Consider the following 14,272-nt stretch of genomic DNA (forward strand, 5'->3'; position numbering starts at 1 on the left):
TCCACAGGCTTTCATGTCCATCATGAGCGATGCCGCGTGGAATACATATCCCCGCTGATGTATCGTTGCGCCGGCCTGAACAGCAACGAGAGTGATGCATGCCCCCCAGCCTTACGACGATCCTGATTGCCGGCACCTCGCATGTGGGCAAAAGCACCCTTGCCGGTATTTTGAGTAAAAGGCTCCGCTGTGAGGCGATATCGACCGACAGTCTCGCCCGCCACCCCGGCAGGCCGTGGCCGGGCATACCGGCACCGGTGGAGGAATATTACACGCAGCTGTCAGCGGAAACGATCCACTGGTTTCTCAAGGTGCATCACCACAATATCTGGCCATTGATCCGCCCGATGATCGACAGCAGCTCCCATGGCGGCAGCCTCGCTATCTTCGAGGGTGCTGCCCTGCGCCCGGAATTCATGGCGCCCCTGCTTGGCAGCACGGTTGCCGGCGTGTTCCTTCATGCCGGGAATGACTTTCTTCTTGAGCGGATGCGCTCTCACGCCCGATATGAAGATGCCGCTGCCCACCAGCGGCGGATCATGGATGCCTTCATCGAGCGTTCGCTGCGGGAAAACACCGAAATGCTGGCATCGGCGCAGGAGCACCACGTGCCGCTCGTCGATGTGGCCGAGCCTCAGGCATTCGAGACCCTCGTGGCCGATCTTGCCGCCCGTATGGCAGTCCCTCCAACCTGAAAAAACACGCGGTCGGCGCGGTGCCCTGCGCCATTGTGGCATCAATTTGCCAAGTCACCACCCGTTAACATCCCTGAACACCATATGAACCGGGGCCTCAGGGTCCGTTCAGTCCGAGTATGGCAAAACTCTGTCCATCAACTCCAATAAGGGGAATGGACATGGCAAAGCTGATAAGCCGGCTGGCAATCTTCGCGTTTCTCATGGCGATCTTCGCCATGTCCTTCGCTTCGCTCGTCGTCAATCCGAACCGCAGTTTCCAGCGGGTGAATGCGGGCGCGGCAATCGCCTGCCAGCACAGCCCGTCACCCGCCGCCAATTGCCCCGTCGTACTTTGAGGACTGACCGATGACCACAAGCTTTTCCAACGGCCTGTTTTCCGCTCTGCGGCTGGTGCTGATGGCCTCGATCTTTCTCGGCCCGGTGGCGGGACTTGCGGTCTACAAGGCCGACCCTCGCCCCGCCTCGAAAGGCGCCGGTTTCGTATTGCTGATGAGCCTGCAGCGTGGCGCACTCGGCTGATATCTTCGCCGCCGCCACTCCTCCTTGAGCCGCATTTTCCGTTTCTTTTCAGTTTCTTCGTATTTCTGTCGCTTGCCTGTCGAAATTGGCCTCTTATAATGGGCCATGACAATAGCAAAACGAACGATTCCGCCCCTCACCTTCATCAGCCCCGAACCTTTCGCGCCGCAGACATTCACGGACCCGAAAGAAGCCGTCGAGGCTTTGACCGCGCTTTACGAACGCAATACGGCGTTCCTGATCAATTCCTTCACCGACCTTGCCAAGGGTGCGCCGATTGCCGGCCGTTACCGCGCCTGCTACCCGCAGGTGAGCCTGGAGACGGCAACTTTCGGTCATGTCGATTCCCGCCTTTCCTACGGCCATGTCACCGCGCCCGGCGTCTACACGACGACGATCACCCGGCCGGAGCTGTTCCGCCATTACCTGAAGGAACAGCTGGGACTTCTGATGAAGAACCACGGCGTTCCGGTCACCGTCTCGGAATCGGCGACGCCCATTCCGCTGCATTTCGCCTTCGGCGAAGGCGCCTATGTCGAGGCGGCGGCTGCATCGTCGCTCTCCGATGTGCCGCTGCGCGATCTCTTCGATACGCCCGATCTCAACAATACCGACGATCTCATCGCCAATGGCGAATATGATCAGGTGCCGGGCGAACCCGCACCGCTGGCGCCCTTTACCGCGCAGCGCATCGATTATTCGCTTGCGCGCCTCAGCCATTATACGGCGACCAGCGCCAGCCATTTCCAGAACTTCGTACTGTTCACCAACTACCAGTTCTATATCGACGAATTCGCCGCATGGGCGCGGCAGATGATGAAGAATGGCGGCGAAGGTTACACGGCCTTCGTGGAGCCCGGCAATATCATCACCCCTGCCGGTTCCGACAGGCCAGAAACGGACGCCGTGCTTGCCCGGCTGCCGCAGATGCCTGCCTATCACCTGAAGAAAAAGGGCCATGCCGGCATCACGCTCGTCAATATCGGCGTCGGCCCTTCCAACGCCAAGACGATCACCGACCATATCGCCGTACTGCGCCCGCATGCCTGGCTGATGGTTGGCCATTGCGCCGGCCTGCGTAACAGCCAGCGGCTGGGCGACTATGTTCTGGCGCATGCCTATGTGCGTGAGGATCACGTGCTTGATGACGACCTGCCGGTCTGGGTGCCGATCCCGGCTCTCGCCGAAGTGCAGCTGGCGCTGGAAGGCGCTGTGGCGGAAGTCACCGGTTACGAGGGCTTCGAGCTGAAGCGCATCATGCGCACCGGCACCGTCGCCACCATCGACAACCGCAACTGGGAGCTTCGCGATCAGGCCGGCCCCGTCAAGCGCCTGTCGCAGTCGCGCGCCATAGCACTCGATATGGAATCGGCCACCATCGCGGCCAACGGCTTCCGCTTCCGCGTGCCCTACGGCACCCTGCTCTGCGTCTCCGACAAGCCGCTGCATGGCGAACTGAAACTGCCGGGCATGGCGACGGAGTTTTACCGCACGCAGGTCGCCCAGCATCTGCAAATCGGCATCCGCGCCGTGCAGAAACTCGCCGCCATGCCGACGGAAACGCTGCACTCGCGCAAGCTTCGCAGCTTTTACGAGACGGCGTTCCAGTAAAACCGGTATCGCGCGACACGCCCTTGGTGTATTGTTTCGAAAATCGATACACCAAGGATTTTTCCATGCGTACCAACATTGAACTCGATGACGCCTTGATCGCCGAGGCGATGGAAATCACCGGTCTTTCGACAAAAAAGGCGACGGTAGAAAAAGCATTACGCGATCTTGTGCGTATTCATCGTCAGATGCGGGCGATGAACGCATTGGAGGGTATGGGCTGGGAAGGTGATCTGGATGAGATGCGGACAGATTGGGACGCTGAAACCGATTGGGACGTAAAGAAAGCCAAATGATCGTTGCAGATACTTCTGCCTGGATTTCTTTCATTCGAAAAGACACGCCTGCCCTCTCCGCCAAGTTTCGCGCCCTGATGGCGCAGGGCCAAATTCTGATCGGCGACATCATTCTCCTTGAGCTGCTTAGAGGCGCTCGCGATGGTCATCATGCGCGCCATCTTGAGCAGACGCTCAGCGAATTTCCCTGTGTTGCAATGATGTCTCCTCAACTCGCCATCAAGGCTGCGGCCAACTACCGCTTCCTGCGAGCGCGCGGCTATACGATCCGGAAAAGCAACGACCTCATCATCGGCACTTACTGTATCGAGTACGGGCACAAGCTGCTGCACAACGACCGAGACTTTCAGCCGATGGCCGATCATCTCGGTCTGCAATCCGCCTGACTATCAAACAGTCTTCACCGTCCCCTCCACCCGCACCGGAAAATTCACCGACCGGGCGATGAAGCACTTATCATGCGCATCATGGTGCAGTTCGTCCGCGCGGGCTGGGTCGCCCTTCGAGATGGTGATGACCGGTTTCAGCACCACTTCGCTGAATTGCCCCGCGCCGTCCTTTTCCATGACAAGCGTGCCCTCGGCATTGTCGACATAGTCTTCAACGATGATGCCGTTGACCGAGCAGAAATGCAGGTACCAGAGCTTGTGGCAGGCCGAGAGCGAGGCGACCAGCAGGTCTTCGGGATTCCAGCGGGAGGGATCGCCGCGGAAGGCGGGGTCTGAGGAGCCGGCGATATCGGCTTTCCCTGCGGTGGAAATCGTGTAGTCGCGTTCATAATCGCGGTAGCCGGATGTGCCTTTGCCGCGATTACCGGTCCATTTCACCTGCACGGCGTAACGATGTTCCTGTCCTGCCATCTGATTATTCCTCCCTTGGAATCTTTTTCGCATTTTCTAACGGAAAACCGGTGTCCACTTTTCCTAGAAATGCTCTCGCGTATCGCGCAGGTGATCGAGCCCCTTGCGCAGCGTCTCGATGATCTCATCCACTTCCGAACGACTGATGGTCAGCGCCGGCGAGGCCAGCATGCGGTCGCCGGTGGCGCGCATGACAAGGCCGTTTGCAAGGCAATGGTTGCGCACGGCGGTACCGATGTCATCGGGCTTGGCGAAACGCCGGCGGGTTGCCTTGTCGGCCGTTATCTGCAGACCGCCCATCAGGCCGACATTCACGGCCTCGCCCACCAGTTCGTGGTCGGTCAAGCTTTTCCAGCCTTCGGAGAAATAGGGGCCGATATCATCGCGCACCCGCTCCACCAGACCCTCATTCTCGATGATACGGAGGTTTTCCAGCGCGGCGGCGGCGCAGACGGGGTGGCCGGAATAGGTAAAGCCGTGGTTGAAGTCACCGACTTCCGACAACATCACTTCCGCCACGCGGTCGGAAACGATGACGCCGCCGATCGGCAGATAACCGGATGAAAGGCCCTTGGCGACGGGGGCGAAATCCGGCTCCACGCCGAAATGCTGGTAACCGAACCAGGAGCCGAGACGGCCGAAACCGCAGATCACCTCATCCGATACGAGCAGGATATTGCGCGCCTTGCAGATGCGGGCGATTTCCGGCCAGTAGGTCTCCGGCGGCACGATGACGCCGCCTGCCCCCTGAATGGGTTCGGCGACGAAAGCGGCAACGTTTTCCTCGCCGAGTTCATCGATTTTCGCATCCAGTTCGCGCGCCACTTTCAGGCCGAACTCAGCGGGCGAAAGATCGCCGCCTTCGGCATACCAATAGGGCTGGCCGATATGGGCAACGCCCTCGATCGGCAGGTTGCCCTGCTCGTGCATCCATTTCATGCCGCCGAGCGAGGCGCCGGCCACCGTCGAGCCGTGATAGCCGTTACGGCGGGCAATGACCTGCGTCTTCGTCGGATGGCCGAGCGCCTTCCAGTAGACCCGCGCCATGCGGAACCAGGTGTCGGTCGCTTCCGAACCGGAATTGGTGAAGAACACATGGTTCATGTCAGGCCCGGCGCGCGAGGCGATCTTCTGCGCCAGAAGCGTCGCCGGCGGTGTCGTGGTGCCGAAAAACGCGTTGTAATAAGGCAACTCGTTCATCTGCCTCTGAACGACATCAGCGATTTCGCGGCGTCCATAGCCAATATTCACGCACCAGAGGCCGGCAAAGGCATCGAGATATTTCTTGCCGGTGCTGTCATAGATGAACACCCCTTCGGCCCGCTCGATGATGCGGGTGCCGGCGGCATTCAGTTTGCCCATATCGGAAAAGGGATGGAGGTGATGGGCGGCATCGATGGCGGCAAGGTTGGATATCGGCTTGGAGACTTCATTCATGACAGATCGCACTCCCATAAAGGCGACGGCGCTCACGCCACCGCGCATGCCGAACATGGCCGGGCGGCTTTGATTTGGCAAGGCTGGTGATTTTCAGGGGGCAACGCCAGCGAGAGACGGAGAGCTGGCCCCCTCATCCCGCTGCCGCGGACTCCTCCCCCGGGGAGAGGAAACAAGCGGCGCGCTCCCAATCCAAACGAACTCCGTTCGCGTTATGCGAAAAACGCCCGGCCCACCAGCACTTTCAACTCGCCGGCATGCACCTCCAGCGCTACATCCCGCTCCATCGGCAGCAATTCGCCATCGATGACGCAGCGCACATCATGGCGCTTCTTCGGGAAATGCAACTCCACATCCGTCACCGTCATGGCTGTCACGGCGGCGTTTTCCTTCAGTCTGCCGCGCAGAATGTCGAAGGCAAGCCTTGCGACACCGGAGGGGCGCAGCGGATCGGTGAGGTAAAAACCGAGATGGCCGCCGGATACACTATCCGCCACCAGCAGCGAGTTCTGGCCAAATTCATTGTTGGAGACGGAAATGGCCGAGACCTTGCGGTGCTGGGTTTCGCCATTGACGGTATATTCCACCTCAAAGACCGGCGGATTGAGGATGACGCTGACGGCGGCGCGGATGCTCGCCTTGATCTTGCCGAGGCGGGAGGCGAAAGCAAGGTTGTTGCGATAGCGCACCATGCGCGAATGCAGACCGGCGGAAAACTGGTGAACGAAAAGCCGGCCGTTGGCGCTGGCTATATCCACGCTGGCGATCTCGCCAGTCGCCAGCGTTTCCAGCGCCAGGCGAATGTCGAGCGGCAGTTTCAGCGAGCGGGCAAACAGGTTCATGGTGCCGGCCGGTACAATGCCGAGCGCAATGCCCTGTTTCCAGGCGATGCCGGCAGCAGCCGAAATGGTGCCATCGCCACCACCGGCAATGATGCCTTCAATATCAGGCTCATCGGCAGCGCGCTCCAATTCATCGACAATGTCCTTTCCGGAAACCAGACGGCAATCGATCTCGTGCCCGGCCCGGGAAAAGATCGCGCGGGCGTGGTCGCAATAGGCATCCATATCAGTGGTGCGAAAGGTGCCGCCATCACGATTGAAAATTGCAATGAGCTTCATGTCCAACCCGGTTCCGTAACGTTCACAGCCGCGCGTAAATGCCTGGCTTCATATAGAGTTCCGAACACCATCGCGTGAAGATCGTCTTTTGCCGAGAATCGCTCTACCGCAACGCATCATTTCATGTTAGGGATCACTTAAGGTCATTTTCATGACCGCGCATCTCCAGTCAGGGCAGACCGCTCCCATACGGTCTTGCCCTTTTTTCTGTGGGGTCCTCCCCCCCTTCTCAGGTCACCATGAGCCAGTCGAATATTTCCGAAATTCGCCCCGCAGCGGAGAATGAAACCGTTTACACGGACACTCCGGCCGTGGCGCTCTCGCCGCTTGCCATCGCGCTGATCGAGCTGGCGCTGGCCGCCGGCGGCTTCGGCATCGGCACCGGCGAATTCGCCATCATGGGCCTGTTGCCCGACGTCGCCACGACCTATGGCGTGACGGTGCCGCAGGCGGGTTACGTGATCACGGCCTATGCGCTCGGCGTTGTCATCGGCGCGCCGATCATCGCGGTTCTTGCGGCCCGCATGACGCGGCGCGCTTTGCTCCTCGGCCTGATGGGGCTTTTTGCGGCCGGCAATATCTTGAGCGCCGTCGCACCTGACTTCCTGAGCTTTACCGTGCTGCGCTTCATCACCGGCCTGCCGCATGGCGCCTATTTCGGCGTCGCGGCGCTGGTGGCGGCCTCTATGGCGCCGATCCATAAACGCGCCCGCGCCGTCGGCCGCGTCATGCTCGGCCTCACCATCGCCACGCTGCTCGGCACACCGCTTGCCACCTTCTTCGGCCAGCTGCTGTCCTGGCGCGCCGCCTTCATGCTGGTCGGTGGCATAGCGCTTCTGACCGTCGCCCTGCTCTGGCTGTTCCAGCCGCGTGACCGGGTGGAGGAAGGTGCAAGCGTCTGGCGCGAACTCGGCGCTTTCCGCCGTGTGCAGGTGTGGCTGACGCTTGCCATCGCGTCTGTCGGTTTCGGCGGCATGTTCTCGGTGTTCAGCTATATCGCCAAGACCACCACTGATGTGGCGATGATGCCGGTTTCCACAGTCTCCATGGTGCTGGCGCTGTTCGGCATCGGCATGAATGTCGGCAATGTGGTCGGCTCCCGGCTGGCGGACATCTCGCTCAACGGCACCATTGGCGGCATGCTCGCCTTCAACGTGGTGGTCATGGCGGTGTTCGGCATGACCGCGCAGGATCCATTCATGCTGTGCCTCTGCGTCTTCCTGATCGGTTGCGGTTTTGCCGCCTGTCCGGCCGTGCAGACGCGGCTGATGGATGTGGCGCAGGATGCCCAGACGCTGGCCGCCGCCTCCAACCACTCCGCCTTCAACATCGCCAATGCGCTTGGCGCCTGGCTCGGCGGGCTGGTCATCGCCATGGGTTATGGCTATGCCTCGACAGGTTATGTCGGTGCGGTTCTGTCGCTTCTCGGGCTTGGCGTTTTCCTTGTTTCCGTCACCGTCGAGCGGCGCGAAAAGGCGGCCTGAGCCGGCCCTATCGCAGCTTACGGAAATTTCACAATCGGGCGCTTGACTCTTTTCGGTTTCAGGCGCAACACGACCTTACGCGCATGCCAATCAGCACGGCGCGGATTTCAACGGAGCATCATTGGATGTCTAGCGACAGTAGCAGTCGATTGCCTTTGCCGAGACCGGCGAACGTGAACTGATCCGACCGCTGTCGGCTCACCACCGCGTTCGCCGTTATCGGCGAATCGACGGAAAGGTGAGCAATCATGAACTTCCACAACCTCTCCCAGAGGGCCAGCAAGGCCGCACGTCTTCTTCGTAGCGGAAACGCCGGCTCCACCACCATTGCCGAACGCGTCGAGCACCTCAACGCGCTTGAGGTCGGCGATGCCGCAACCGCCCTGCTCGCCATGCCGCAGGCAAAGGCCGTCGCCATTCTCGACCGGCCGGAACTGCATGGCGCCGCCGCCATCATCGCCGATATTCCGGTTGAACAGGCCGCCCGCCTCGTCAATCTGATGTCTGACGACCGCGTTGCCGACGTCATGGCGGAAATGGCCGAAGAGCCGCGCGCCAAGCTGTTTTCCCGGCTGGACCGCACGACGGCGCTCTCCATCAAACACCTGATGGGGTATCCGCCGCGCACGGCCGGCTCGATCATGACCACGGAATTCGTCAGCGTGCCGGATGACTGGACGGTGGAACAGACCCTTTCGCACATCCGCGTCGTCGAGCGGTCGCGTGAAACGGTCTATGCCATCTATGTGCTGGCGCAGGACGGAACGCTGACAACCGTCGTGACGCTGCGTCGCCTGCTGACCGGCGAAGCCGGTGCTTCCATCCTCTCCGTCGCATCGAAGGAAGGCATCGTCTGCGCCAGCCCGCTGATGTCGCAGGAGGATGTCGCCCGGCTGATCCGCAAGCACGACCTTCTGGCACTGCCCGTCGTCGATGACCGCTCGCATATTCTCGGCATCGTCACCGTTGACGACGTGATCGACACCATGATCGCCGACACAACGGAAGACGCCCACAAGTTCGGTGGTATGGAGGCGCTCGGCAAGCCCTATATGACGATCGGCTTTCCGGACATGATCCGCAAGCGCGCCGGCTGGCTCGCAGCACTGTTCCTCGGCGAAATGCTGACGGCCAGCGCCATGCAGCATTTCGAAGGCGAGCTGGAAAAGGCCGTGGTCCTGACGCTGTTCATTCCACTCATCATGTCTTCGGGCGGCAATTCCGGTTCGCAGGCCACCTCGCTCATCATCCGGGCGCTGGCGCTCGGTGAACTGAAGCTTTCCGACTGGTGGCGGGTGCTGCTTCGGGAAATCCCGACGGGCCTGACGCTCGGCTGCATTCTGGGCGCCATCGGTTTCCTGCGGCTCACGGTCTGGCAGCAGGCCGGCTTTTATGATTACGGCGACCACTGGCTGCTGGTGGGCGCAACCGTCTTTGCAGCGCTGGTCGGCATCGTCACCTTCGGCTCGCTCGCCGGCTCCATGCTGCCCTTCGTGCTGCAGCGCCTGCGGCTCGACCCCGCCAGCGCGTCTGCCCCCTTCGTCGCCACGCTGGTGGATGTCAGCGGCCTCGTCATCTACTTCTCGGTGGCGCTGGTGATCTTGAGCGGCACATTGCTCTGAAAGACAAAAGGCCCGCTCGAAAGAGCGGGCCTTCTACATTTCGCGGCACGTCATAACCTCTCCTCCGTCATGCCGGACTTGATCCGGCATCCAGCCACGACGCGTCTGCGCCGTGAGAAGAGTCTTTTGCGCTCAATGACTTGATCGCGCTGGACCCCGGATCTGGTCCGGGGTGACGGCGTGCGGATGATGCAACTTTGCCAAAAGCATGGTTCCTGGAAAGCCCCTCAGCCGCCGGCGCTGATGACGCCCGTTCCCAACAGCCCAAGCAGGATGAAGCCGATGACCACGCGATACCAGACGAAGGGCATGTAGCTCTTGGTGGAGACCAGCTTGAGGAAGACGACAATCACCGCGTAGCCGACAATGAAGGCGATCAGGGTGGCAAGTCCCGTCTGCCCCCAGCCGACCGGGTTGTCCTCACCGATGCTCTTGAAGAGCTGGTAGAAACCGGAGCCGAAGACGGCGGGAACGGCGAGCAGGAAGGAATAACGGGCGGCCGCCTCGCGGGTGTAGCCGAGCAGCAGGCCGGCGCTGATGGTGCCGCCCGAGCGCGAGACACCGGGGATGAGCGCCATGGCCTGCGCGAAACCGAAGAGGATACCGTCGCGCCAGATCAGCTGGTTCAGCTTGTAGCGCTTCTCACCGATCCTGTCGGCAATGCCAAGAACGATGCCGAAGACGATCAGCATCACGGCGGTGATATAGAGGTTGCGCAGCGAATGTTCGATGGCATCCTTGAAGAACAGGCCGAGAAACACGATCGGCACGGAACCGACGATGATCAGCCAGCCAAGCCGGGCATCGGCCTTGTCATAGGGGCCGAGGCGCAGGTTCTGCCGCAGCCAGGCGGCGGCGATCCGCATGATGTCGGACCAGAAATAGACCAGCACGGCCATTTCCGTGCCGATTTGCGTAATCGCGGTGAAGGCGGCCCCGGGATCGGCGCCGGAGGGCAGGAACTCCCCGGCTATCCTCAGATGCGCGCTTGAAGAAATCGGAAGAAACTCAGTAAGTCCTTGCAAAAGGCCGAGAAATCCGGCCTCCATCCAACCCATGCTCATGTGCTTTGATGTCCCTGCTGCGAATCACAATGGCAGCATTATGCATTAATCGGGGCAAATGCATGTTGCATCGCACCATCGAACAAGGGTGAAGGCCGGTGTGTTTTAATCGATGATTTTTCAGCCCGCCACCCGCCCTGTTGAGCCGCGTGGCAGGAAACGGGTGGCCGGCCTCCGGACCGGTCAAATAAGGTCGCGTCATCACCCGCAACATCGAGGACACCATGACGCCCCGGCCTGAAACACTCCCACCCCTGCAGATGCTTGAAAGAATGTTTGAAGTGGAAATGTCTTTCATGGAATCGGAATCGCGCGATATCGCGATACTGACGAAAGCCTTTCACCCTGATGTCGTCATTCACGAACCGACGTCGCTACCCTATTCCGGTGATTGGAAAGGTCTGCCGGGCATCGCGGGATTGATGCAGGCGATGAACCAAACATTCAGCAAAATGGCGATTGAAGACCTGACCTGCGCCGGCTCCGCCGAAAGGCTTCATGTTTCCTGTTTCCTGCACATGACAAGCCGCGCGACAGGGGGGGAGATCAGGCAGCCATTCGCGCAGATACTGCGGTTTCATGACGGGCTGCTCATAGAGGGAACGCCGTTCTATTTCGATACGGCGCAGATTGAGAATGCCCTGACGGATTCATCATCAGCGGGCACATCGGCCGCCTTCAGCCGGTAGGCACCGCCGACGCCGGCCGGATGGGCGGGATTTGTACCTGCACCATCCGCTCCAGCGCCAGCAATTCCCGTCACGATCCGTTCTGTCGCGGCGATATTCAGGCGGCCTTCTCCGCAGCCTGCGGAAGCTGTGTGTATTTCGCGCCGTTCTTGCAGACGACATGGGCGTCGCCCCAGCTTTTCAGCGCCGAAATTACCGGCTTCATGGTATCGCCAAGCGGCGTCAGCGCGTAGTCCACACGTGGCGGTACCACCGGGAAGACGGTGCGCGAAATCAGGCCCGCCTCCTCCAGTTCGCGCAGCTGCTTGGTCAGCATGCGCTGGGTGACGCTTGGAATATGGCGGCGCAGCTCGTTGAAGCGCAGCGTGCCCTCGTTGATGAGGTGATAAAGGATCACGCCTTTCCATTTTCCGTCGAGAAAACTCAAGGTCGATTCCACCGGGCAACCGGGGAAATTGCCGGTAAGCTTGGCGCGCGGTCGCGACATCACAGTATCCTTTTTGTATGTATCATCACAAAATGTGCATTCTTGCGATTGATGTTCATATGTATCAAGTAAGAGGCACGCAAACAAGCAAAGGAGACTGTTCATGCGCGCCATCGGTTACAGGACAAGCCAGCCCATCACCGCAAAGGATGCCCTTGTCGATATCGACCTGCCGCAGCCGGAGGCGAAGGGGCACGACATTCTGGTGGAGGTGAAGGCCGTTTCGGTCAACCCCGTTGACACCAAGGTGCGCCGCAACCAGTCGCCGGAAAATGGCGCTACCCGTGTGCTCGGCTTCGATGCTTCGGGCGTGGTGAAGGCCGTCGGTGACAAGGTCTCGCTGTTCAAGCCCGGCGACGAGGTGTTTTACGCCGGTGTCATCAACCGTCCCGGCTCCAACAGCGAATTCCACCTGGTCGATGAACGCATTGTCGGCGCAAAACCGAAATCGCTGAATTTCGAGGAAGCCGCGGCCCTGCCGCTGACGGCGATCACCGCTTACGAAACGCTGTTCGACCGGCTGCGGGTGAAGGACCCGGTTCCGGGCGCTGCCAACGCCGTTCTGGTCATCGGTGGTGCCGGCGGCGTCGGCTCGATCGCCATCCAGCTTCTGCGGGCGTTGACGGACCTTACCGTCATCGCCACCGCCTCGCGGCCGGAAACGATGGCCTGGGCGAAAGACCTCGGCGCGCATCATGTCGTCGATCACAGCAAGCCGATTGCCCCGCAGGTGGAGGCGCTTGGTCTTGGCGCGCCAGGCTTCGTCTTTTCAACCACCCATAGCGATATCCACGCCGCCGACAGCGTGGCGGCCATTGCGCCGCAGGGTCGTTTCGCGCTGATCGACGATCCGGCCGGCGGTTTCGACATCATGGCCTTCAAGCGCAAATGCGTGTCGATCCATTGGGAAATGATGTTCGCCCGCGCGGTGTTCGAGACGCCTGACATGATCGAACAGCACAGGCTGCTGAACCACGTTGCGCAACTGGTCGATGCCGGCAAGATCAAAACGACGCTGACGGAAGTCTTCGGCACCATCAATGCCGCAAATCTCATCAAGGCGCATGCGCTGATCGAAAGCAACACAGCCAAGGGCAAGATCGTGCTTTCGGGCTTCTGATCGACACGACGGCGCATTCGCATGGCGGGCGCGCCGTCTTGTTCCGCCTTGACTGAAATGCGTCCCCCATGCGCGAAAAATCCCGCATGGCTTTTATCTTGTCAGTCGTCGTCAGGATCTTCCGGGCACGGCCATGACGCGGGCGTGGTCAGGCCGCCCGGCAATTTGGTCTTGGCATCGCCGCAGGCAATATCGACCTGTTTCTGCTCAAGGCCGGTTGCCGTGGAAAGATCAAGCCCTTCAATACGGGTCAGGAGCAGGAAAGCGTTGGTGAAATCCACCGGCCCACCGAGCTTTGCGCCACCGAAGCGGGCACGCGACAGGTTGGTCAGGGAAAATTTCGAGCCGTTCAGCGTCGCACCCTCGAAATCGGCGCGCCCCAGTTCGGCCTTGGTGAAATCCGTGCCGTCGAGCTTGGTTTTTTCGAACTTGGTCCGCTGCATCTCGGCGTTGATAAATTTCGCGTTGGTGGCGTCGGCGGCGCTGAAGTCGCTGCGATAGGCTTCCACCTTGGTCAGATTGGCGCCCTGCAGGTTCGCCTCCCCCAGCGCCGTGCGGATGAGTTTCGCCTTTTCGAGGTTGGCGCCCTTCATCGATGAGCCGCGCAGGTCGGTATAGGTGAAGTCCGTGCCGTAGAGCATCGCCGAATCGAGATTGCTGCCACCCAGCATCAGAAGACGCTTGTTGCATTGGCGCCAGTCGATGCCGGCCATGGCATCGGTGCGGCAGCTGGCAGCCACCAGCGGGCCGCCGCTCAGCGAAACCACCGCAACCACCGCCGCCGCCACAGCGGCGCCAAATCTCGTCTTCCGCACGATATTCAGCCTTTGAAAGCCGGACATTCTCACACTCCCTGTCGCCGGTCGACGGCGCAACCGCAACAGCTCTCGAGCCGAACCAAGGACCACATGCACATTCAAGGCGTTACCGCATTCCCGCCCCGCAATCCACGGGCAACGTGATGCTACAACACCCCAACATCCTATATGTAAGAAATCGAAGAGCAATCCACAAATACTGACGGGAAAGAGGCCTGAGCGCTACTTTTGCCTCATGCCCTCTTGCACTCGCGTCCAGCCATCGCGCGTCTGCGCCATGGGAGATTATCTTGCCCGATGAGAGGCTTTCCCGCTCCGCGAGCCACGCTCGACGTCATCCTGCGGCCAGTCCCGAGGATGCGTCCACGTGTCGTAAAATCAACCGGTTGCAGATGCTCGGGACAGTCCCGAGCATGACGAAGGAGAGGGATCGAGTCCCGCCGCTC

At 60.6% G+C, this 14,272-nt stretch carries 16 protein-coding genes; 10 read left to right on the plus strand and 6 right to left on the minus strand.

Annotation, left to right across the window (positions count from 1 at the left end; all coding sequences use genetic code 11):
• Window positions 1–98: 98 nt before the first annotated feature.
• From JZX88_RS21495 to JZX88_RS21520, 6 genes are all read left to right on the plus strand, one after another.
• Window positions 99–695 (plus strand): AAA family ATPase, encoded by a 597-nt coding sequence (locus JZX88_RS21495; RefSeq protein ID WP_174031053.1) that lies wholly within the window; start codon window positions 99–101, stop codon window positions 693–695.
• 155 nt (window positions 696–850) lie between these two features.
• The gene (locus JZX88_RS21500) at window positions 851–1,033 is read left to right on the plus strand and encodes a hypothetical protein (RefSeq protein WP_020809511.1); all 183 of its coding nucleotides are present in this window, start codon (window positions 851–853) and stop codon (window positions 1,031–1,033) included.
• A gap of 10 nt (window positions 1,034–1,043) precedes the next feature.
• Window positions 1,044–1,217 (plus strand): hypothetical protein, encoded by a 174-nt coding sequence (locus JZX88_RS21505; RefSeq protein ID WP_003509979.1) that lies wholly within the window; start codon window positions 1,044–1,046, stop codon window positions 1,215–1,217.
• Between the two features lie 105 nt (window positions 1,218–1,322).
• Window positions 1,323–2,828 (plus strand): AMP nucleosidase, encoded by a 1,506-nt coding sequence (gene amn, locus JZX88_RS21510; protein WP_077767641.1) that lies wholly within the window; start codon window positions 1,323–1,325, stop codon window positions 2,826–2,828.
• A gap of 65 nt (window positions 2,829–2,893) precedes the next feature.
• The gene (locus tag JZX88_RS21515) at window positions 2,894–3,124 is read left to right on the plus strand and encodes a type II toxin-antitoxin system VapB family antitoxin (RefSeq protein WP_142855542.1); all 231 of its coding nucleotides are present in this window, start codon (window positions 2,894–2,896) and stop codon (window positions 3,122–3,124) included.
• Window positions 3,121–3,510 (plus strand): PIN domain nuclease, encoded by a 390-nt coding sequence (locus JZX88_RS21520; RefSeq protein WP_206914647.1) that lies wholly within the window; start codon window positions 3,121–3,123, stop codon window positions 3,508–3,510. The genes JZX88_RS21515 and JZX88_RS21520 overlap by 4 nt, the downstream gene beginning before the upstream one ends.
• A 3-nt stretch (window positions 3,511–3,513) precedes the next feature.
• Here JZX88_RS21520 and JZX88_RS21525 read toward each other — a convergent pair whose 3' ends face one another.
• The 3 genes from JZX88_RS21525 to JZX88_RS21535 all read right to left on the minus strand — a co-directional run bounded on the left by JZX88_RS21525 (window position 3,514) and on the right by JZX88_RS21535 (window position 6,542).
• Complete coding sequence (locus JZX88_RS21525; RefSeq protein ID WP_206914648.1) at window positions 3,514–3,984, minus strand: OsmC family protein; 471 nt, start codon at window positions 3,982–3,984, stop codon at window positions 3,514–3,516.
• Between the two features lie 63 nt (window positions 3,985–4,047).
• Complete coding sequence (locus tag JZX88_RS21530; RefSeq protein WP_206914649.1) at window positions 4,048–5,421, minus strand: aspartate aminotransferase family protein; 1,374 nt, start codon at window positions 5,419–5,421, stop codon at window positions 4,048–4,050.
• Window positions 5,422–5,633: 212 nt separating this feature from the next.
• Entirely contained in the window at window positions 5,634–6,542 is a 909-nt protein-coding gene (locus tag JZX88_RS21535; RefSeq protein ID WP_206914650.1) for a diacylglycerol kinase family protein, read from the minus strand.
• A 239-nt stretch (window positions 6,543–6,781) separates the two neighbouring features.
• On the opposite strand from JZX88_RS21535, the gene JZX88_RS21540 reads away from it, so the two are divergent.
• Together JZX88_RS21540 and mgtE are read left to right on the plus strand one after the other, a co-directional pair.
• On the plus strand, window positions 6,782–8,026 hold the full coding sequence (locus JZX88_RS21540; protein ID WP_206914651.1) for an MFS transporter: 1,245 nt from the start codon (window positions 6,782–6,784) through the stop codon (window positions 8,024–8,026).
• A 248-nt stretch (window positions 8,027–8,274) separates the two neighbouring features.
• Entirely contained in the window at window positions 8,275–9,648 is a 1,374-nt protein-coding gene (gene mgtE / locus JZX88_RS21545; RefSeq protein ID WP_142855537.1) for a magnesium transporter, read from the plus strand.
• Window positions 9,649–9,875: 227 nt separating this feature from the next.
• Here the strand turns inward: mgtE and JZX88_RS21550 are convergent, their stop codons facing one another.
• Window positions 9,876–10,712, minus strand: a complete 837-nt coding sequence (locus JZX88_RS21550) for an undecaprenyl-diphosphate phosphatase (RefSeq protein ID WP_065115238.1) — start codon at window positions 10,710–10,712, stop codon at window positions 9,876–9,878.
• A 296-nt stretch (window positions 10,713–11,008) separates the two neighbouring features.
• Here JZX88_RS21550 and JZX88_RS21555 point away from each other — a divergent pair, with 296 nt between their 5' ends.
• The gene (locus JZX88_RS21555) at window positions 11,009–11,401 is read left to right on the plus strand and encodes a nuclear transport factor 2 family protein (protein WP_246753515.1); all 393 of its coding nucleotides are present in this window, start codon (window positions 11,009–11,011) and stop codon (window positions 11,399–11,401) included.
• A gap of 97 nt (window positions 11,402–11,498) precedes the next feature.
• Here JZX88_RS21555 and JZX88_RS21560 read toward each other — a convergent pair whose 3' ends face one another.
• The gene (locus JZX88_RS21560) at window positions 11,499–11,888 is read right to left on the minus strand and encodes a helix-turn-helix domain-containing protein (RefSeq protein ID WP_065115236.1); all 390 of its coding nucleotides are present in this window, start codon (window positions 11,886–11,888) and stop codon (window positions 11,499–11,501) included.
• A gap of 103 nt (window positions 11,889–11,991) precedes the next feature.
• On the opposite strand from JZX88_RS21560, the gene JZX88_RS21565 reads away from it, so the two are divergent.
• Window positions 11,992–13,008 carry a zinc-binding alcohol dehydrogenase family protein gene (locus JZX88_RS21565; protein WP_065115235.1) on the plus strand — a complete coding sequence of 339 codons (1,017 nt, stop codon included), beginning with the start codon at window positions 11,992–11,994 and terminating at the stop codon, window positions 13,006–13,008.
• Window positions 13,009–13,109: 101 nt separating this feature from the next.
• On the opposite strand, the gene JZX88_RS21570 is transcribed toward JZX88_RS21565, so the two are convergent.
• Window positions 13,110–13,850, minus strand: a complete 741-nt coding sequence (locus tag JZX88_RS21570) for a pentapeptide repeat-containing protein (RefSeq protein WP_065115234.1) — start codon at window positions 13,848–13,850, stop codon at window positions 13,110–13,112.
• Between the last annotated feature and the right edge of the window lie 422 nt (window positions 13,851–14,272).

It is taken from the genome of Agrobacterium sp. OT33 (assembly GCF_017313365.1).
GTDB classification, from domain to species: domain Bacteria; phylum Pseudomonadota; class Alphaproteobacteria; order Rhizobiales; family Rhizobiaceae; genus Agrobacterium; species Agrobacterium rhizogenes_A.